19 protein-coding genes are annotated in these 18,054 nt (G+C 61.7%); 15 read left to right on the top strand and 4 right to left on the bottom strand.

From position 1 onward, the window contains the following. Positions 1-2 precede the first annotated feature (2 nt). On the top strand, positions 3-392 hold the full coding sequence (rplL, locus tag ACLM45_RS10355; protein WP_006042893.1) for a 50S ribosomal protein L7/L12: 390 nt from the start codon (positions 3-5) through the stop codon (positions 390-392). Positions 393-638: 246 nt separating this feature from the next. Here rplL and ACLM45_RS10360 read toward each other — a convergent pair whose 3' ends face one another. Next, positions 639-1,331, bottom strand: a complete 693-nt coding sequence (locus ACLM45_RS10360; RefSeq protein WP_006042894.1) for a DUF3747 domain-containing protein — start codon at positions 1,329-1,331, stop codon at positions 639-641. Positions 1,332-1,391: 60 nt separating this feature from the next. Here ACLM45_RS10360 and ACLM45_RS10365 point away from each other — a divergent pair, with 60 nt between their 5' ends. From ACLM45_RS10365 to ACLM45_RS10390, 6 genes are all read left to right on the top strand, one after another. Continuing rightward, entirely contained in the window at positions 1,392-2,117 is a 726-nt protein-coding gene (locus tag ACLM45_RS10365) for a ribonuclease H family protein (RefSeq protein ID WP_415409172.1), read from the top strand. 14 nt (positions 2,118-2,131) lie between these two features. Beyond that, complete coding sequence (locus ACLM45_RS10370) at positions 2,132-3,310, top strand: quinone-dependent dihydroorotate dehydrogenase (protein WP_415411414.1); 1,179 nt, start codon at positions 2,132-2,134, stop codon at positions 3,308-3,310. A 48-nt stretch (positions 3,311-3,358) separates the two neighbouring features. Next, positions 3,359-4,273: a hypothetical protein gene (locus ACLM45_RS10375; protein ID WP_415409173.1), complete on the top strand. Its 915-nt coding sequence runs from the start codon at positions 3,359-3,361 to the stop codon at positions 4,271-4,273. After that, on the top strand, positions 4,270-4,962 hold the full coding sequence (locus ACLM45_RS10380; protein WP_415409174.1) for a PilN domain-containing protein: 693 nt from the start codon (positions 4,270-4,272) through the stop codon (positions 4,960-4,962). Before ACLM45_RS10375 ends, ACLM45_RS10380 begins: the two co-directional genes overlap by 4 nt. Beyond that, positions 4,959-5,705, top strand: a complete 747-nt coding sequence (locus tag ACLM45_RS10385; RefSeq protein WP_415409175.1) for a hypothetical protein — start codon at positions 4,959-4,961, stop codon at positions 5,703-5,705. The genes ACLM45_RS10380 and ACLM45_RS10385 overlap by 4 nt, the downstream gene beginning before the upstream one ends. 90 nt (positions 5,706-5,795) lie before the next feature. Beyond that, entirely contained in the window at positions 5,796-8,093 is a 2,298-nt protein-coding gene (locus tag ACLM45_RS10390) for a type II secretion system protein GspD (RefSeq protein WP_415409176.1), read from the top strand. 10 nt (positions 8,094-8,103) lie between these two features. Here ACLM45_RS10390 and ACLM45_RS10395 read toward each other — a convergent pair whose 3' ends face one another. Continuing rightward, positions 8,104-8,928, bottom strand: coding sequence for a pentapeptide repeat-containing protein (locus ACLM45_RS10395; protein WP_415409177.1), 825 nt, complete (start codon positions 8,926-8,928; stop codon positions 8,104-8,106). Between the two features lie 94 nt (positions 8,929-9,022). Between ACLM45_RS10395 and ACLM45_RS10400 the strand changes: the two genes are divergently transcribed. Further along, positions 9,023-10,132, top strand: a complete 1,110-nt coding sequence (locus ACLM45_RS10400) for a pyridoxal phosphate-dependent aminotransferase (RefSeq protein ID WP_415411415.1) — start codon at positions 9,023-9,025, stop codon at positions 10,130-10,132. 1 nt (position 10,133) lies between these two features. Here the strand turns inward: ACLM45_RS10400 and ACLM45_RS10405 are convergent, their stop codons facing one another. Further along, entirely contained in the window at positions 10,134-11,210 is a 1,077-nt protein-coding gene (locus ACLM45_RS10405) for a UDP-N-acetylglucosamine--N-acetylmuramyl-(pentapeptide) pyrophosphoryl-undecaprenol N-acetylglucosamine transferase (RefSeq protein ID WP_415409178.1), read from the bottom strand. Positions 11,211-11,265: 55 nt separating this feature from the next. Between ACLM45_RS10405 and ACLM45_RS10410 the strand changes: the two genes are divergently transcribed. Continuing rightward, positions 11,266-12,009 (top strand): hypothetical protein, encoded by a 744-nt coding sequence (locus ACLM45_RS10410; RefSeq protein ID WP_415409179.1) that lies wholly within the window; start codon positions 11,266-11,268, stop codon positions 12,007-12,009. A 2-nt stretch (positions 12,010-12,011) separates the two neighbouring features. Here ACLM45_RS10410 and ACLM45_RS10415 read toward each other — a convergent pair whose 3' ends face one another. Then, complete coding sequence (locus ACLM45_RS10415; RefSeq protein ID WP_415409181.1) at positions 12,012-12,920, bottom strand: NAD(P)-dependent oxidoreductase; 909 nt, start codon at positions 12,918-12,920, stop codon at positions 12,012-12,014. A 12-nt stretch (positions 12,921-12,932) separates the two neighbouring features. Here ACLM45_RS10415 and ACLM45_RS10420 point away from each other — a divergent pair, with 12 nt between their 5' ends. Genes ACLM45_RS10420 through ACLM45_RS10445 form a run of 6 tightly spaced genes read left to right on the top strand, consistent with a single transcriptional unit; the run spans position 12,933 to position 18,028 of the window. Then, the gene (locus tag ACLM45_RS10420; RefSeq protein WP_415409182.1) at positions 12,933-13,085 is read left to right on the top strand and encodes a hypothetical protein; all 153 of its coding nucleotides are present in this window, start codon (positions 12,933-12,935) and stop codon (positions 13,083-13,085) included. A gap of 55 nt (positions 13,086-13,140) precedes the next feature. Next, positions 13,141-15,015: a DUF3604 domain-containing protein gene (locus ACLM45_RS10425; protein ID WP_415409184.1), complete on the top strand. Its 1,875-nt coding sequence runs from the start codon at positions 13,141-13,143 to the stop codon at positions 15,013-15,015. Further along, positions 15,015-15,869: a peptidyl-prolyl cis-trans isomerase gene (locus tag ACLM45_RS10430; RefSeq protein WP_415409185.1), complete on the top strand. Its 855-nt coding sequence runs from the start codon at positions 15,015-15,017 to the stop codon at positions 15,867-15,869. Before ACLM45_RS10425 ends, ACLM45_RS10430 begins: the two co-directional genes overlap by 1 nt. 5 nt (positions 15,870-15,874) lie before the next feature. Beyond that, positions 15,875-16,888: a HupE/UreJ family protein gene (locus ACLM45_RS10435; protein WP_415409186.1), complete on the top strand. Its 1,014-nt coding sequence runs from the start codon at positions 15,875-15,877 to the stop codon at positions 16,886-16,888. A 1-nt stretch (position 16,889) separates the two neighbouring features. Beyond that, complete coding sequence (locus tag ACLM45_RS10440; protein WP_415411416.1) at positions 16,890-17,480, top strand: HupE/UreJ family protein; 591 nt, start codon at positions 16,890-16,892, stop codon at positions 17,478-17,480. After that, positions 17,480-18,028, top strand: coding sequence for a HupE/UreJ family protein (locus ACLM45_RS10445; protein WP_415409187.1), 549 nt, complete (start codon positions 17,480-17,482; stop codon positions 18,026-18,028). The genes ACLM45_RS10440 and ACLM45_RS10445 overlap by 1 nt, the downstream gene beginning before the upstream one ends. Positions 18,029-18,054: the final 26 nt, after the last annotated feature.

Here is an 18,054-nt window from a genome sequence, read left to right on the forward strand (position 1 = left end):
CCATGTCTGCAAAAACCGACGAAATCCTCGAATCACTGAAAACTCTCTCGCTGCTTGAGGCTTCCGAGCTTGTCAAGCAGATCGAGGAAGCTTTCGGTGTGTCCGCCGCCGCATCTGCTGGTGTGGTGATGGCGGCTCCTGGCGCTGCTGCTGGCGGTGGTGAGGCCGCTGAAGAGAAGACCGAATTTGATGTTGTGTTGGAGAGCTTTGAAGCTTCATCCAAGATCAAGGTCCTCAAGGCTGTGCGCGAGGCCACCGGCCTGGGTCTTGGTGATGCCAAGGCCATGGTCGAGGCAGCACCCAAGGCCATCAAAGAAGGCGTGTCCAAGGACGAAGCCGAGGCCCTCAAAAAGGCCATCGAAGAGGTGGGCGGAAAGGTCACTCTCAAGTGATCTCTTCGGGTTGGCGTCTTTCGGGATGCCAACCATCCATCACACTCAACCGACCCAAGGGTCGGTTTTTTTGTTGTCAAAAAAAGAGCCCTGCCGAAGGCAGAGCTCAGAAGTGAAACGCGTTGCAGGAGTCTGTCCTTGTTTCGACCCTGAAGAGGCGCTTAGCACTCCTCACACCTATGGACCATAAGAAGTGATCCTGGCGCTGTCTTGCTTGGGGAGGGCGCTCTCTCAACTGTCCTCGCGTCACGGACGGAAGGGAATCACCTCCAGCCGGATCGGTCCCCGCGCTCCCTGCATCCTGCCTCCTGCTTGAGGTAAGCCTGGAGCGCTGGGCAGACTTGCCGAGAAGACGGGGCTACGACCACCTTGGGCCATGAGCGTCGGCATCGACTTGGAATTGGCGAAATAAACGTGGCTCAGGGTGCGGCCCTTGTAGGCCCGACGCTCCAGAGACCACCCTGGTGACAGGGTCAACTTCACAAATGCGTTTTTGTCCCTTTGAATCTGATTAGCCCGCGCCACGATCGTGCTCTCGCCACGATCGGGTTCCAGGGCTACAAGCACAAGTCTGTTGCCAGACTGCTCCAACTTCAGGCGATAGCGCTTATCGGAATCAGCGCCTCCTGTGCGCAAGGAGTAACCGTTGCTGTCGAGATAGCGGCTGCAGATTCCGCTGAAGTTGAACTCATTCAAGGAGGGTTTGATCAGACCGTCCTCGCGTTCCTCCCAGCACAAGGGACGGGCCTTGATCTGCTCCAGCACCAGTAGTTTCCAGCGGCTGTTCCCTACGGCCTGGGCCAGGATCGCGAAGCGCTCCTGCTTCAAGGGGCTGCTGTCGAACAAGGCTCGGGTCAAGCCGGGACCTCCTGCACCCAGACCGATCAGCCCCAGGGCGGTGGCCGCCATGGCAGTCCAGCGGAAGTAGGTTCGGCTCATAGCCCAGACCTCCTGGGTGTTCAAGAACCGTGTTCTACCGAACACAGGGTGGGGTGACAAATGTCTGATGGCGATCGCAGAGGACGGGTTGTCGCAGCGGCCACCGACGGAGCCTGCAGCGGCAACCCGGGTCCGGGAGGCTGGGGTGCGTTGATTCGTTTCGAAGACGGCAGTGTGGAGGAATTTGGTGGGGCTGAGCCAGCCACGACCAACAACCGTATGGAGCTGCAGGCCGCCCTCGCTGTTCTGGAGCGCTTGGCGGAGCTGCCGCGCCATCCCGATCTCACCTTGCGGACCGACAGCAAATATCTGATCGATGGGCTTGGGTCCTGGATGGCCGGATGGAAGCGCAAAGGCTGGAAGACGGCGGCCGGTAAGCCCGTGCTCAACCAAGACCTTTGGCAGGCCCTGGATGCAGCACGCCTGCCCGATGTGCCGCTCACGTATGTGAAGGGACATAGCGGTGATCCCGATAACGACCGGGTGGATGCCATCGCTGTGGCTTACTCGAAGGGGGGAAGACCCCCGCTGCGTGCTGCTGCCCAGAGCCAATCCCTGGATCCGGCACCGGAGCCCCTGCGCATGTTGCTTACGCGCCTGGAGCTGGCGGATCGGTTGGCCAGCGGTGGTTTCACGCTCACGACCGTCGAGCTCGCTCAGTTGGTGGAACAACCCCTCACCAATTTGCTGGAACGCCAGCAGCCGTGGCGTTGGCGCGACTGGATGGTGGAACCGATCAACGGCGATCGCTGGCGTTTGCGGCGTGCCGAGGCAGGATCGAGATAGAAGCAGGAAACCAGATGGCCCAGTCGTCATCGTTCGGGGCGTTGTCCACCGCAGGTTTCTATCGCCGCTGGCTGGGCCCTGTGCTTGCCAACGATGAGGGCCTTGATGCCGAACAGCTCAGTCGTGCGGCCCTGCAGGCTCTCGCCCAGCTCAGCCTCAGGCGTCGATGGCCAGGGGTCTCGGGAGTACTGGAGGGGATCAGTACGGAGCTTCAACGCAAAGATGTGCGCCTGGAACAGGTGCTGTTCGGCTGCCGCTTCAGCAATCCAGTGGGTCTGGCGGCTGGTTTCGACAAGAACGGTGTTGCCGCCGGGGTGTGGGATCGCTTCGGGTTTGGCTTTGCAGAAGTGGGAACCGTCACCTGGCACGGGCAACCAGGCAATCCGCGGCCGCGGCTGTTCCGGCTGGCCCAGGAGCGGGCCGCTTTGAATCGCATGGGATTCAACAATGGTGGTGCTGAGGTGCTGCGCCGCACCCTGTTGCGTCAAGCTCTGCCGGCCCGCGGTCAGCGCCCCGCGGTGCTGGGGATCAATTTCGGCAAGTCCAAAATCACGCCCCTCGATCAGGCCGCCGATGACTATGCGTCGTCGTTGGAGCTGCTGGCACCCCAGGCGGATTACGCCGTGATCAATGTCAGTTCTCCGAATACTCCAGGCCTGAGGGATTTGCAGGACGCCTCGCAACTACGGCGCCTGGTGGAGCGTCTGCGCCGTTTGGCCGGCTGCCCGCCCCTGCTTGTGAAGATCGCCCCCGATCTGGAGGATGACGCCATTGATGGTCTGGCTCGCCTTGCCTATGAGGAGGGACTCGCGGGGGTGATCGCCGTGAACACGAGCCTGGATCGTCTCGGTCTGGAGCAGCGTGTGCTCGCTCAGACCGGGCGCTCCTTGGCGGAGGAGGCTGGTGGCCTCAGCGGCGATCCCTTGCGTCGACGGGCTTTGGAAGTGTTGCGGCGGCTACGCGCCACCGCTGGACCCGCGCTTCCCCTGGTCGGTGTGGGCGGAATCAGCACGCCGGAAGCGGCCTGGGAGCGGATCACGGCTGGTGCGTCCCTGGTTCAGCTGTACACGGGTTGGATTTATGAAGGCCCCGATCTGGTGCCCCGGGTTTTGGATGGACTGCTGCTGCAGCTGGACCGCCATGGATTCCGCCACATCAGTGAGGCTGTGGGGAGCGGCGCCCCTTGGCGCTAGCCGATACCCTTCCGGCAGATCGTTAATGACGCCAGTGGGGGGGACGTAGTGCTGGCAGGACTGAGCGATCGCTTTCCTGCCCTTGAGGGCTGGATGCGTCAGGTCCAGGCCCTGCTGGATCCCGTGCGGGTCGTGCTGGCTCCATCTGACGATGCCCTCACACTCACCTGGAGCTTGCAGGGAGAGCAGCAAGTCACCAGCGTCCCGCTTCCCCAGGATCTCGTACGCGCAGGGGTTCCCTTGCAGCGCGAGGTGCTGGGCGACACCCTGGCTGATCTGCTGCTGGATCAGGGATTGGTGGCAGCCCAGGTGGAGGTGGAGTTGCTACTGCCCCTGCCGTGCTGTCAGTGGCGGCTGCTTCAGGGAGTGGCGGCGGCCACGCTCAGCAACGGTGATGATCTGCGGGCGCTTGGCCCAGATCTGGGCTGGTCTCTTTCGCTGCAGGAGAGTTACCTGGACCTGCTGCCTGACGCCAGCACGGAGTCAGTGATGGTGGTGGGTATGGAGCGCTTGGTGCTGCAGGCCTGGCTGGACACCTTGGCCTCGGCCGATCTCAGCGTGCGCCGGGCTGAATGGCTGCTTTGTGCCGCCTGGAGGGGGCTGGCATGTTCGCAAGACCTAGACCTGCAGCCACGTTTGATCTGGTTGGTGGAGCAGGGCGGCAGCTGGCGTCTCCTGCTGCTGGAGCGTGGATGGCCTGAGTTGGATATTGCCCTGGAGGCCAGGGATCTGGCGGCCTTGCGCGTGGAAGTGCTGGGGTTGGTCGATGCCTGGATGAAGCAAGCCAGTGCTGATGGGCCTGCAGCCATGGCCCTTCCGGGCTGGTGTGTGACTGCCGACGCTTCGTGGAGAGGCTGCTGGGGAGACAGCCATGACTCGCTCAAGCTGGGGCCATTGCTTGGGGATGCCGAAATTTCCCTGGTGGGGCTGGCGCTGATGGCGCCAGCGGAGGTGCCGTCATGAGTCTCCAGCAGCAGCGTTTGCCAGATCTGTTGCGCGAACGGCGCCTGGAGCTTGGTCTCCCCCAGGACTCCCCACCGTTGATGCCCAAGGGGCCTCTGCTGCTGCGGGGTGCGTTGTTGGGGGGGGCGGCCGTTGGTTTGGCGTTGGTTTCTGTGGTGGCCCTGGGATGGATTGAGTCCAGTCAGCGGCGAGAGCTGGAGACGCTGCTGCCTTTTGAAACTCAGGTCCGCTCGCTTGAAGGCCAGATCAAGAGCAACAAAAGCAAGATCTCCTCTCTGAAAAAAGACACGCTTCAGATCGCGGAGCAACTCGTGGCGGTCCCCGCAGGATCGCCCTTATTGGAGCAGTTGCGGCGTGTCACTCCTGCCGGCATCCAGCTGGAGGACGTGTCGGTTCAAAACGACCGGATCAAGATTTCTGGCAAGGCTGCCGTGGGAACTACTCCGGGGCCTCTGGAGCGCATCAATGCTCTGGCCATCACCTTGGCGCGCCTGCCCATCTCCAAGCCGGACGGTGTGAAGGTGCTCAAGCTCACCCGTGATGATGGTGACACCCCGGTGGTGAACTTCAGTCTCGACTGGGGGCTTGATCCCAAAGCGGGACCGTCGATCAAGCAGTTGGAGGCTCTGGGGGCCGATGGACTGGCAGAGCGCTACCGGCTGCTCGAGCAGCAGGGGGTGCCGTTGTGACCAATCTCAGCCCGGATCAATCGGTCTGGCGCCGTCGGTTCAGCCGGGGGCGGATCCTGGTGGGTGTGCCTGCGGCCTTCGGGGTGGTGCTGGCTGGGGCGCTGTTGACCGGGCTGGCTTGGCCGCGGCTGGGGGTGATCGAGGAACAGCGCCAACGAATGGACGACTTGAAGGCCAAAGAGGCGTCCCGGCCCCAGCTGAAGCTTCAGCGCACCAAAACCCAGGTGGATTTGAAACAAGCGCGGCAGCAGCAGAGCTTGCTCATTGAACTGGTGGCTGGTCGGGGAGAGATCGACACGTTTCTGGCTCAGCTCAGCCGCGAGTCGGCTGCCACCGGCGTCGCAATCACGCTCTATGAGCCTGTGGCTGCAGTGTCTGCGGATGCCCCATCGGAGGCAACGAACAAAGCCTCCACACCAGGGAACACCCAGGGGAAAGGCAACAAGCAGGCGGCTCCCAAGGACCCCCTTGCCAAGCTCGGGTATCAGAAAACGGCGGTTCTGCTTCAGGCGGAGGGCCCTTATCCCGGCTTGCTCTCCTTCCTGAGGCGGATGGAGCAGTTGGAGTTGCTGGTTCAGCCCAGCGATCTGGAACTCGTAGCGCTTGACGATGCTTCGCAAGCGTCTGATGCAGACGATCAACAACCTGCCGCACCACCACGCACCCGGCTGAAGCTGAAGTTGACGTTCTTCGACAAAACTGCTGAACCGGTTGAGCCAAAGGCGAAATCAGCGCCCTCCTGAACTCCTGGTGAGTTCTCGTTGTGGAGGGCTGGTTGGCAGGAGATTCGATCGATACCATCCGCCCATGGTGTGTGGCATTGCAACCCGGGTATGCGATTTTCTCCTTCCCGGTTGACGGCCCTCGTGTTGATGGCTGGCCTCTCGGCTGCCGATGTTGGGGCACTCGATGGGTTGATGAAGAATGTCTCCCGTCAGGTTCAGGCGCAGGGTGCCCTGGCGTTGCGCATCCGCCGTGGCCCAAGCGGTGTGGAGGTGGTGGTTGAGGGTGTTGGTGCCCAGCCGGTGCTGCAGCAGCGCCTCAACGGCGGGGTGTGGGAGGGGCGTCTACAGACCCAGGGTCAGCCGGGGGTGCGCAATGGTGGCCAGCAACTGGCCGATCCAGGCGCGAGCCTGGCCAAGGTGGCGATCAGTGGGTCGGGGCAGACCTACCAATTGGAAGTGGTGCCGGTGCCGGGGCAGACGCTGCAGGAACCGGTGGTGAGTGCGGATGGCAGAAATCTGATTCTTCAGTTCAACGGTCTGACCACAGCGCCCACCCTGCAGACGGGGCGCCTGGATCTGAACACCCCGGGCAGTGTGCCCCAGGCGCGTTACGCCCCTCCCCTGCGCCCCCGTGCTGTTGCCCCACCGCTGGGCGATATGGCTGTGGGCACGATGGTGCTGCAGAACCGCAGCTTCGTGAATGTGAGTGGACCGCCGGTGACGCTCACTTTGAATAACGCCCCGGCGAAAGATGCCTTGATGGCATTGGCGCGCTTAGGGGGGTATGGGTTTGTGTATGTGGGGGATAACTCGGCAGCCAGTGGTTCAGAGGAGCCGTCGTCGGTAGCCCCGGTGTCGATGGCGTTCCAGAACGAGAGTTACGCCCGTGCCCTGAATGGTGTGCTGCTGGCTTCAGGTTTGCAAGGCAAGTTGGACGGCCGCACGTTGCTGGTGGGAAAATCAGCTGCGTCTAAAACTTTTGGGCCGCAGATTTCCAAGGTGATTCGGTTGAATCAGGTAAAAGCTCAATCAGCTGCGCAATATCTGGGTAATCTCGGTGCCACGTATAACCGCGCGAACTCGATCACGACAACGAGAGGTGAACCTGCTTCAGTCGGGACAGCGCAGCTCAGTAATTCCACATCTCAGCAATCCTCCACAACCCTCTTGAGCGAGAGTTTCGGGTCGTCGTCTGGACCCTTGCGCGGTTTGGTGGTGACCATTGATTTAAGGCTGCAGACGGTGACCTTGGTGGGTGATTCTCAGTTGGTTGCTGTCGCCGAGGGGTATCTCAAGCAAATCGATCTTCGGCAACGACAGGTGGCTTTAAGCGTGCGCATTCTTGATATTGCTTTGGATAATGATTCTCAGATCACCAATAGTTTTGCTTTCCGCTCTGGCAACGCTTTTATCGTCAGCGATCAAGGTCAATTGCTTGCAAATTTTGGTGCATTCAAGCCACCTAGTAGTCCACAAGGTGGTCTTCCTGGGCAATTTGGTGCAGCGGAAGGTACGACGCCCTTGTCTGGGACCGGGGCGTTGCGGGAAGAGAATGCCTTTTTGGATCAGCCCCAAGCTCCCTTCCCTTTCCCGGGTTCACCAACTGTGCCCGGCGGTACTTTTCGGCCGGGGTTTGGAACCAATCAAAATCCGCTTCAGCCTGGTGTGAGTGAGGTTGATGAAGAGGGTAAGATTACTTTTGAGTCTCCCACGCGATTTCAGTATCCAGCCAATCAATTTTTTGATTTTCTGAGAGCTCAGATTCAATCATCTTCGACAAAGGTTTTAGCAAGTCCCACGTTGATTATTCAAGAAGGGGATGATGAAAGTCTTGGGTCCGATGATAGGTCGATTTCTTCTGACGGAAAGGTTGGTCGTTCACGCTCCAATGAGGCGCTTGTGTCTGTTGGGACGAGATTGGTGACATCTTATCGGGTTAGGCAGGATGATAATGCGAATATTTTTTGCGAGCCAGTCTTCAAAAATGCCGGCCTTACTTTTGGCGCGCGAGTAGATAGAATAGATGATAATGGTTTTGTTACTTTTTCTTTGTCCCCGGAGGTTTCTGCTGAGACAGGTATACGAGTCATTGAGAATTGTGGGAACATAAGTCTTATCAACAGTCGGGAGCTTGATACCGGCAAGATTCGAGTCCGTGATGGTCAGACTCTTGTTTTGACCGGCGTTATTCAAGATTCAGATGTCCAGGCAGTGACCAAGTGGCCCATCCTTGGCGACATCCCTTTCATTGGGCAATTTTTTAGGAGCTCCGGTGGTAGTCGCACCAAGCGAGAGCTCGTCATTCTTGTGACTCCACGCATCATTGATGACACGCAAGGGGGTAATTATGGATATGGATACCGGCCGAGCCTCCCGGCCGCGCGGCAGATCATGAGCGGCTCCTGAGCGGGCGCTTTTAGAACCCCAGTCCTAGTGGGACCAAGGCTTTGGCTGCAATCGGCGCCAGCATGCGCAAGCTGGCCATCGCGCCCTGGAGGAACTGGCCGCCCATCCCATTCCCTTCGTTCGGTGCATCGATCTCAAAGCGACGCTTGCTCACTGAATCGGCAGCGGACGTCAGCTTGGTGGCCCAGGCTCCTGCTCCAAGCCTTTGATAAAGGGCTGCTGAATAGCGAAAATCAGTAGCCGCAAGCTCATCTTTGGCTTGTTCGCTACGGCTGATGCCTCGGGCCACCCAGCTCAAGGGTTCCTCAGGATTGCTGCGGATCGCATCGCTGAACAGTTGTTCCGCTTCAGACCAGTGACCAGCTTGGAAGGCTTCCACACCGGCGTTGTGAAGCGCAGCATGGCTGCGAGAACCGTTGGAAATCCCCTGCGCTCCTTGCCAGTGGGCCTCTTCCAACGCGTTTGGGCTCAATTTGGCTCCAGCCAGATCGGCATCCCGTAAGTCCGTGCCGTACAGCCGGCTGCCGGTGAGGTCGGCCCCGCGCAGGGAGGCACCGCGCAGGCTGGTGAAACTCAGATCTGCATTTCTGAGGTCGGCCCCATCCAGTTGGGCCTGGCCCAGGTTGGCGCGCATCAATTTGGCGTCGCGCAGGTTGGCGTCGCGCAAATCAGCGTGCACGAGATCGGCGTCGGCGAGGCGGCAGCCCTCACAACTGCGCTCGTGCAGCACTTTGATCAGGGACTCATTGGCGTGTGCTTCCGCATGGACCACCAGCGCGGTGCCCAGCATCAGGCCCCAAGGTGCCCAGCGAAGTCGGCAGGTGGATCGAGGCATCACGCGGGCTCAGCGAGCTCCCGGGTTGTATCGGTGTCTGCACCCGTCGTCGAGTCTTGCTGGGCAGGATGGATCTGTGTATTCGGCAGTCGCTTTGGGCTCCAGACCACCGACCCATGGCGGCAATCTCAGTCAGGAAGCCGCTCGGATGGGCCTGAAGCCCGGGCAATTGCTGGATGCCAGCGCCTCCCTGGTTCCGTTTCGGCCTCCATCTCTTCTGCTTAGGGCTCTGGAACGAGGCATCCGTGGTGGTGCCTTGCGTGATTATCCAGACCGCAGCCAGAACGAGCTGCGAGGGGTCATTGCGGCCTGGCATGGGATTGATGCTGACGCGGTGCTGCCTGGCAATGGCGCTGCCGAGCTGTTCACCTGGGCGGCCCGTGATGCGGCGGCGTGTGGTCTCAGTGGCTTGCTGGAACCAGGATTTGCTGACTATCGCCGAGCTCTGGCCTGTTGGGGTGGTGAGGTTCAGGGCCTTCCTATGGACCTGAGCTGGTCCAGCCAGGGGGCCGAGCCTTGGCCGGTGCTGATGGATCAGTACGCCCAGGCTCAGGTGCTTTGGATCACCAATCCCCACAACCCCACAGGGCAGCTCTGGAGCCGCGCGTCCCTGGAGCCGCTCTTGGGTCGTCATCGCCTGGTGATCTGCGATGAAGCTTTCCTGCCCCTGGTACCGGAGGGTGAACGGCAGACGTTGATACCGCTCGTAGCCGAATACCCCAACCTGGTGGTGATCCGCAGCCTCACCAAGCTGTTCGCGGTGGCGGGGTTGCGACTGGGTTATGCCATCGCTGCGCCTGAGCGGTTGCAGCAGTGGAGCCAGTGGCGCGATCCCTGGCCGGTGAATGGTTTGGCGCTCGCCGCTGGCACCGCTGTGATGGCCGACCAACAAGGCTTAGCCCGTTGGCAGCAGCGCGTGCAGCATTGGGTGCTCAACGAGGGTGCATGGTTGCAGCACCAGCTGCGCCAGCTCTCTGGCCTCAACCCACGCCCCTCCAGCGCCAACTATCTGCTTGCGCAGGGCCAAGCGTCGTTGCTGGCGTTGCGCGAACAGGTGGCCCAGCGTGGCGTGCTGCTGCGCGACTGCCGTTCCTTCGAGGGCCTGGGGGAGCGCTGGCTGCGGATTGGTCTTCAGGATCGCCGCGGCAATCGCCGGATCCTGCAGGCGCTGCGCGGCGCCCTTCGGCATCAGCCCTTGGCGTGAGTCACCTCACCAGCCCCTGCAGCAACGAGGCCAGCTGCTGATCAGCATCCGCCTCCGCCAGGGTGCGCATCGCTTTGGCCATCGACACCAGCGGATCAGCGGCTGAATCACAACCTCGCAGTCTCGGTCCGAGTAACCGCCAGAGGGTCTGGCGCAGAGCTGTGTCGGTGGGCGTGTGTTGATGCACGATCACCGCAGCCCCTAGCGCTGCGGCGCAGGCGGCGTTGGCATCCTGATGGCGATCCGCGGCCTGGGGAAACGGCACCAGCACGCTCGGTGTGCCGCTGACGGCGAGCTCACTCAAACTGCCTGCCCCGGCGCGGCTGATGGCCAGATCGGCATGCTGCAGCAGCGCTGGAATGTCATCACTGAAGGGTCGTTCGGCGAGCCTGGGATGTTCGATGCTGTTCACATCGGGATCGTTGCTGCCGGTGAGATGCACCACCCGGCAGCCTTCGCTCAGCAGCACGGGCAGCAGGGGGCGCACCATTCGGTTCAGCCCTAGCGCGCCTTGGCTGCCGCCCATCACCACCAGCAGCGGACCCGGTCCCTGGGGCACCCAGTCAGGCAGTGTCTGGGTCTGGAGAAAGCTGCTGCGCACAGGCGTTCCCGTCACGATTGCTTCGCAGCCGGGGATGCGCCTGGCGGCGGCCGGCAGACCGATGGCCACCTGGGTGCAGGCGCGTCCCAGCAGCCGGGTCACCCGGCCGGGGATGGCATTGGATTCATGCAGCACCACCGGAACGCCGCTCCAGCGGGCGCCGAGGATGGCAGGGGCGGCGATGTAGCCCCCCGTTGTGAACACCACGTCGATGCCGTTGCGTCGAATCAGCTTGCGAACGTCGCGACTGGCCGCCAGCAGGCGGAGCAGCTGAATCACTTTCATCAATCCCCGCCCCTGCAAGCCGCCAGCCTTCACCGTGGTGAGCGGGTAGCGCTCGGGAACAAGGGTGGTTTCGAGCCGATCCGGTACCCCGAGCCAGCGCACGGTCCAGCCGTCCGGAAGTGCATCCGCAACCGATAAAGCCGGAAAAAGGTGTCCGCCGGTGCCGCTGGCGGCGATCAGAAGCCGGGGCATGAAGGGCGGATCGTAAAAACGGGGCCTAACTTAAATGGATTCCAGAGGCAACTTCATGGTCCCGTTCCTGCGTGTCGCAATGGCGTCATGGATGTGCGGGACGGCGCTGTTCACTGCGCTGCCGCTGCGGGCTCAGACGGGAGCCGATCTCAGCAGCCGTCTGCAGCTGGCACTCAATGCCGACGACAGCAGCAAGCAACTGGAGGCGTTGATGGTTCCAGAGCAGGCAACAGTCCTCGCTGATCGCTTCCGCCGCTTCAGTGCCAGGTTCCCTGAAACCCGTTGGGCGGTCAGGGCAGGCCAGCCTTTAGACGATGGCCGCCAGACCGTGGAATTTGCCGTGAGCGGCACCCGCCAGCAGGACGGACTGAGTTATTCCTTTCAGGCCCAACAAACGGTTGCTCTCGCTTTGGAGAATGGACTGATCGCCGATCAGGAGATCCTCAGCGATCAATCTGTGCTCACCAGTGCCAGCAAGCCACTGCCGATCTCACTGCTGATTCCAGACACCGTGCTCACCGGCAGCCGTTACGACGTGGATGTGGTGGTGGATCAACCCCTCGGCAAGTCGTTGCTGGCCGGAGGACTGATCTCCATGACGCCGCAGCAAGCGCTGGAGCAGCAAAGCCCCGACATCCAGTTGGAACCGTTGGGTGGCGGCGGTTTGTTTAAGTCTGTGCAGGCTCCTTTTCAACCGGGATCCCAAGTCTGGGCTGCTCTGCTGGTGCATCCCGATGGCCTTGTCACGGTGAGCAAGCGGGTGCAAGTGGTCGACGACCGCAGAAAGCTCAAGCCCTGACATCACACCCTGGGCAGATGTCTGCGCAGAGCTGAGACATCAGCGTCACCTAGGCCTGCGTCCATCAGGGTCTGTTCCTGAGCCTGCACAGCCTGGGTGATCGGTAGGTCCAGACCTGCCTCGGCTGCGGCGTGAAGAGCGATGCCCAGATCCTTGTGATGAAGCGCCAGCTTGAAGCCGAGGGGATAGTGATCGCTGAGCATGGCGTTGGATCGGTGCTCGAGCGCCCAGGATCCGGCGGCGCCGTTCCGGAGAGCATCCACCACTTGCTGCATCGGCAGCTGCAGGTGCTGCCCGAGGGCGATGGCTTCTGCCACGGCGGCATAGCTACCGGCCACCAGCACCTGGTTCACTGCTTTCACTTGTTGGCCGCTGCCAACAGCGCCGAAGTGGTGAATCGAGCCACCGATCGTCGCCAGTACTGGCATGGCGCGATCCAGATCGGCGTCGCTGCCGCCACAGAGCACGGTGAGTGTGCCAGCTTTGGCTCCTTCCGTTCCTCCGGTGACGGGGGTGTCGAGATAGCTCACGCCTTGGTGCGCCAGGCGTTGTGCCATGCGCTGGGATGTGGAAGGGCTGATGGTGGAGCAGTCGATCACCAGGCTCCCTTCCACGAGTGCAGGCCCGGCACCGTTTTCGCCCCAGAGCACAGCCTCCACGGCGGCGTCATCACTGACGCAGAGCATGAGCGCCTGGCAGCCCTGAACAGCATCAGCGGGGGACGCGCAGCAGAGGGTCGCTGTGGCTGGGTCCCCTTGATGCAGGCTTGAATCATTTTCGCTGAAACGGCTGCGGGTGTGCACTTGCAGGTGATAGCCGGCACGGTGCAGGTTGGCGGCCATCGGTAGGCCAAGGGCGCCCAGGCCCACAAAGGCGAGTCGACTGGGAGCTTTGAGATCAGATCCGGTCATGGTTCACGCCCATTGCAGTCAGATCCTGGCGAACCGGCCAACACCCGCCGGGGTGGGAACGCATCAGGCGGCGTCGGAATGTCGGGGGTGATCCCAGGAGTGCAGAGTTTGGGCGCCATTGGCCGTTGTCTTGTTGCCGTGACTTGTGCTCCTGATCAGGCTTGAGGGTTAGATCAAAGACAACTGAATGCGTATTCGTGCTCTGGCACTGACGGGGGTGATGGCTCTGGCCTCCGGGCTTTCCTCTTGCGCCAGTGGACCTGGCACTCCCCTGGAGTCCAAGGCCGCGGCATCGGCGTTAATCGAGGACTCACAGTGTGCCAGTGGCAACCGCGCTTACTTCGGTGACACCCACCTGCATACGGCGTTGTCGCCTGACGCCGGTCTGGCGGGGACAAAGCTTGGGCTGGAGGGGGCCTATCGCTTTGCCAAGGGTGAGACGGTCACCAGCAATTCCGGTCAGAAGGCGGCTTTAAAGCGACCGCTCGACTTTCTTGTGGTGGCAGACCATGCCGAAAACCTCGGCCTTGCTCAGGGCTTGGCGGACTCCGACCCTGAACTGCTCAAGTCGTCTCTCGGCCAGCAGCTCAACGAGATGCTCAAAGCTGGCCAGGGCCGCGAGGCTTTCTATCTGCTGGTGCAAAAGATGGCCAAGGGATCGGAAGCGAAGATCTCCAACGAGTCCTTCATGCAAAACGTCTGGAAATACAACACCGAGGTGGCGGAGCGGTTTAACGATCCCGGCAAGTTCACAGCGCTGATCGGCTACGAGTGGACGAGTCAGCCCGGCGGCGGCAATCTCCACCGGGTGGTTGTCTTCCGCGACAACAAAGCACTGGCGGATCAGATCCTGCCGTTCTCCAATTTCGATTCCGAGAACGTGGAGGATCTCTGGCGCTTCATGAACTTCTACGAGGAGAAAACTGGTGGGCGGGTGTTGGCCATCCCTCACAACGGCAACCTCTCAAGCGGCACGATGTTTCTGCCGCGGCACCAAAAAACTGGCGAACCGATTGATGCCGACTACGCCCGCATGCGCCATCGCTTTGAGCCTCTGGTGGAGGTGACGCAGGCCAAGGGCACCGGTGAAACCCATCCGATGCTTTCGCCGGAAGATGAATTCGCCGGGTTCAACATTGTTGATAACTCCAATCTCGGCGGGATCAAGCCCACGACGCCGGACATGCTCCCCTACGAGTACACCCGTGCCGCTCTGCGTCGGGGCCTTCAGCTGGAGCAGCAACTCGGTGTGAACCCGTTCAAATTTGGTTTGATCGGCTCCACTGACTCCCACTCCAGCCTTCCCTCCACAGCGGAAGACAACTGGTGGGGCAAGTCCCCGGCGCTTGAGCCCAGCCCTGAACGCTGGAAGGATGTGCTGATCAAGTCGTCGAAAGATCCGTCCCTTGACCTCACGGCGCTTCAGCTCGGTGCATCCGGTTTGGCGGGGGTGTGGGCTTCGGGCAACACCCGCACGGCGCTCTGGGATGCCATGAACCGTAAGGAGGTGTTCGGCACCAGCGGCACCCGGCTCACCGTACGTGTGTACGGCGGTTACGACTACACCGGTGATGAGCTCAAGGCGGCGGACTGGGCCAAGCGGGTCTGTGCCAAGGGTGTGCCGATGGGTGGCGATCTGATGGCGGCCAGCGAGGGGCAGATTCCCTCCTTGCTGGTGCAGGCCCGGAAAGATCCGGATGGCGCCAATCTCGATCGGATTCAGGTGGTCAAGGGTTGGCTGGATGCCGATGGTGAAACCCAAGAACAGGTGTTCGATGTTTCCTGGAGTGATCCGGATCAGCGCAAGCCTCGTGCCGATGGCAAGGTGCCATCCGTTGGCTCGAGCGTGAACGAGCGTGAGGCCACCTACACCAACACCATTGGCGCTCCCACCTTGACCGGGTATTGGAAGGATCCAGCTTTTGACCCCACGCAAAAGGCCTTCTATTACGTCCGTGTCCTGGAGATCCCCACGCCGACCTGGCTCGCCTATGACCGCAAGAACTACAACCTGTACGACGAGATGCCTGCAACGGCTCCCTACACCAGTCAGGAGCGGGCTTACACCAGCCCGATTTGGTACAACCCCTCCTGATGGGTTGGTCTGATCGATTGCGCACGCTGGTTCAGGAACCGATCGTTCCTTTTCTGATCATCGGTGCTGGCCTGTTTGGCCTGCAGGGAGTCTTGGATGCCATGGCTCCCAAGGGGGACAGGGAGATCGTCGTCAGCAACGACCAGGCGGTGGCGATGGTGCAGACGTTCGCCCGCACCTGGCAACGCCCCCCCTCGCAGCAGGAGTTGGAGCGCTTGTTCGATGAACACGTGCGCACGGAAGTGTTCGTGCGTGAGGCAATGGCCCTGGGGTTGGATCGCAACGACACGATCGTGCGTCGCCGTTTGCGCCAGAAAATGGAATTTGTCAGCCATGGCGAGCAGCCACTGACAACCCCCAGCGATCAGCAACTGCAGGCGCATCTCGAGGCCCACCCGGAACGTTTCAGCAGCGAGCCTCGCTTCAGCTTTCAGCAGGTGTTCCTCGATCCCTCCAGGCGGGGTGAGCGGCTGAATCGTGATGCCGAGGCGTTGGTGGTTGAGCTCAATCAGGCTGATGCGGCAGCTGATCCGTCCTCCTTGGGGGATCCCCTGGCGATGGCCTCAGCGAGTTGGCAAGGCGAGCGCCGCAGCGAATTACTGGCGCAGTTCGGCACTACCTTCACCGACGCTCTGCAGCAACAGCCTCAGGGCCGCTGGGTCGGTCCGATCAGCTCAGCCTATGGCCTGCATCTGGTCCGTGTGTCGTCCATCACCCCCGGTGAGCTTCCGCCTCTGGATCAGGTGCGCGAGGGCGTCTTGCGTGACTGGCAAGACGTGCAGCGGCAAAACCATCAAGAGAGCTTTTACCGCAATCTGCTGGCTCGATACAGCGTGCGTTTGCCCCAGTTCTGACCGTGGTGCGTCGTGTGCTCTTGCCATTGCTGATGGTCGCGGCCCTCTTGATGCCGCGGTTGGTTTCAGCTCATGACCTCTTCCCTGGGTTCCTCGAACTTCAGGCCACCGGTGCCAGCGCGTATCAGGTGCTCTGGAAGTTGCCGCTGCTGCAGGGGCAACGGCTGCCGATCGCACCACGCTTCCCAGACGACTGTGCGCTGCAAGGTGCACCCTTCAGCCGCCAGGAGGCAACGGCCCTTGTGTATCAGGCCAAGCTCAGCTGCCGTGAGCCTTTGGAAGGTCGCGTGATCAGCGTCGATGGATTGGCATCCGCTGGCACGGAGGTGCTGCTGCGGGTGCGCCCGTGGCGGACGGAAGCCCTGCAGACCCTGCTGATCCAGCCGGAGCAGCCCGAAGCGGTCATTCCCACCGCCTCCGAGGCCGATCAGCAGCCAGGGGTCTGGTCATATCTGCGCCTTGGCATCGAACACATCCTGCTGGGTGTGGACCACCTGCTGCTGCTGCTTGGTCTTGTGCTGATTGTTCGTGACGGCTGGATGCTGCTGAAAACGGTCACGGCGTTCACGCTCGCCAACAGCATCACCCTCTCGGTGTCTGCCGTCGGCATCGTTCAGGTGCCTGCCGCTCCCTTGAATGCGGCCATTGCCTTGTCGATTTTGTTCATCGGTACGGAAGTGGTGCGCTTCATGCGTGGACAGACCAGTTTCACGCTCCGCCATCCTTGGGTGCTGGCCTGTGGTTTCGGGTTGTTGCACGGCTTCGGGTATGCCCGAGGCCTGGCGGAGCTGGGCTTGCCGCACCACGAACTGCTGCTTGCCCTGTTGCTGTTCAATGTGGGCATCGAGATCGGTCAAGACGTTTTTGTGGTGTTGGTTCTCGCGCTTGAGCGTGCGTTCCGACAGCTGCAGATCCGCTGGCCTGTTTGGGTCCGGCGCGTGCCCGCCTGGACTATCGGTTGTGCCGGTGCTTACTGGACGATCGAGACCACGGTGTCCCTGATCAAAGGAGGTGTTTGAGATGCGTTGGCGTTGGTTGCTGCTGGCTCTGCTGCTGTCACTGCTCCCGTCTGCTGCCTTGGCCCACGTGCCGGAAGGCGGAGCTGGCAGCGTGATGGCTGGCCTGCTCCATCCTGTGACCGGCATCGATCACGTGGTGGCGATGGTGGCCGTCGGACTCTGGGGCGCGGTGTTGGGAGCGCCGGCGATCTGGCTGCTGCCCGTCGCCTTTCCGATGGTGATGGCCTTCGGTGGCGTCATGGGACTGCTCGATCTGCCGTTGCCAGGAGTGGAGACCGGCATTGCCCTGTCGGCCCTGGTGCTGGGGGTGTTGGTGATGCTGCAGCAACGCCTGCCGCTCGCGGTAGCTGGCGTGCTCGTGGGCCTGTTTGCGTTGTTTCACGGTTACGCCCACGGCGTGGAGCTTCCGGAGGGTGCCGATGCGCTGCTGTTCAGCCTGGCGTTTGTCGGGGCCACGGGTTTGCTGCATCTGGTGGGGATCGGCCTGGGTGAAGCCCGTCGTCTGGCCTGGGGGGATCGCCTGCTTCAGGTCGTCGGTGCCGTGATCGCAGTGGTGGGTGTTTGGTCTTTGGCTCAAGTGGGAGGGGCGTGATGCCGCTGCTCTTCGCTCACTTAATGCAGACCGGATTCGGCGGCTTTTATGACGGCATCGCTCACCTGTTTCTGACGCCGTCGGATCTGCTGCTCGTGCTTGGGCTGGCGTTGCTCGCGGGTCAACAGGGCCCCCAGGGAGGTCGCCTGCTGCTGACGCTTCTGCCGTTGAGTTGGTGGATTGGGCTTGCCGTGGGTCAGCGTTGGGGCCTGGATCTCACGCTGGCGTTGCTCTCCACCGTGTTGTTCACCTCGGTGGGTGTGCTGGTGGCGTTGTCATTGCGCCTGTCTGTTCAGGTGCTGGCCTTCACTGTGGCTGGCTCAGGATTGCTCTTCGGTCTGATCAATGGGTTCACGATGCCCTCCTCGTCGAGCGGGTTGCCCCTGGATGTGTTGGGGGTGGTCAGTGCCGTGGCGCTGCTGTCGGTGTTGATCAGCGCTCAGGTGGCGGCAACCCGCAGCACCAGTTTTTGCATTGCGGTGCGTGTGGCGGGCAGCTGGATCGCTGCCGCCGGGTTGATGTCGCTCGGCCTGTTGCTTAAGGCTTGATCCCCGTGATGCCGCTCAATAAAAAG

It is taken from the genome of Synechococcus sp. A10-1-5-9 (genome assembly GCF_047716785.1).
GTDB lineage: Bacteria > Cyanobacteriota > Cyanobacteriia > PCC-6307 > Cyanobiaceae > Synechococcus_C.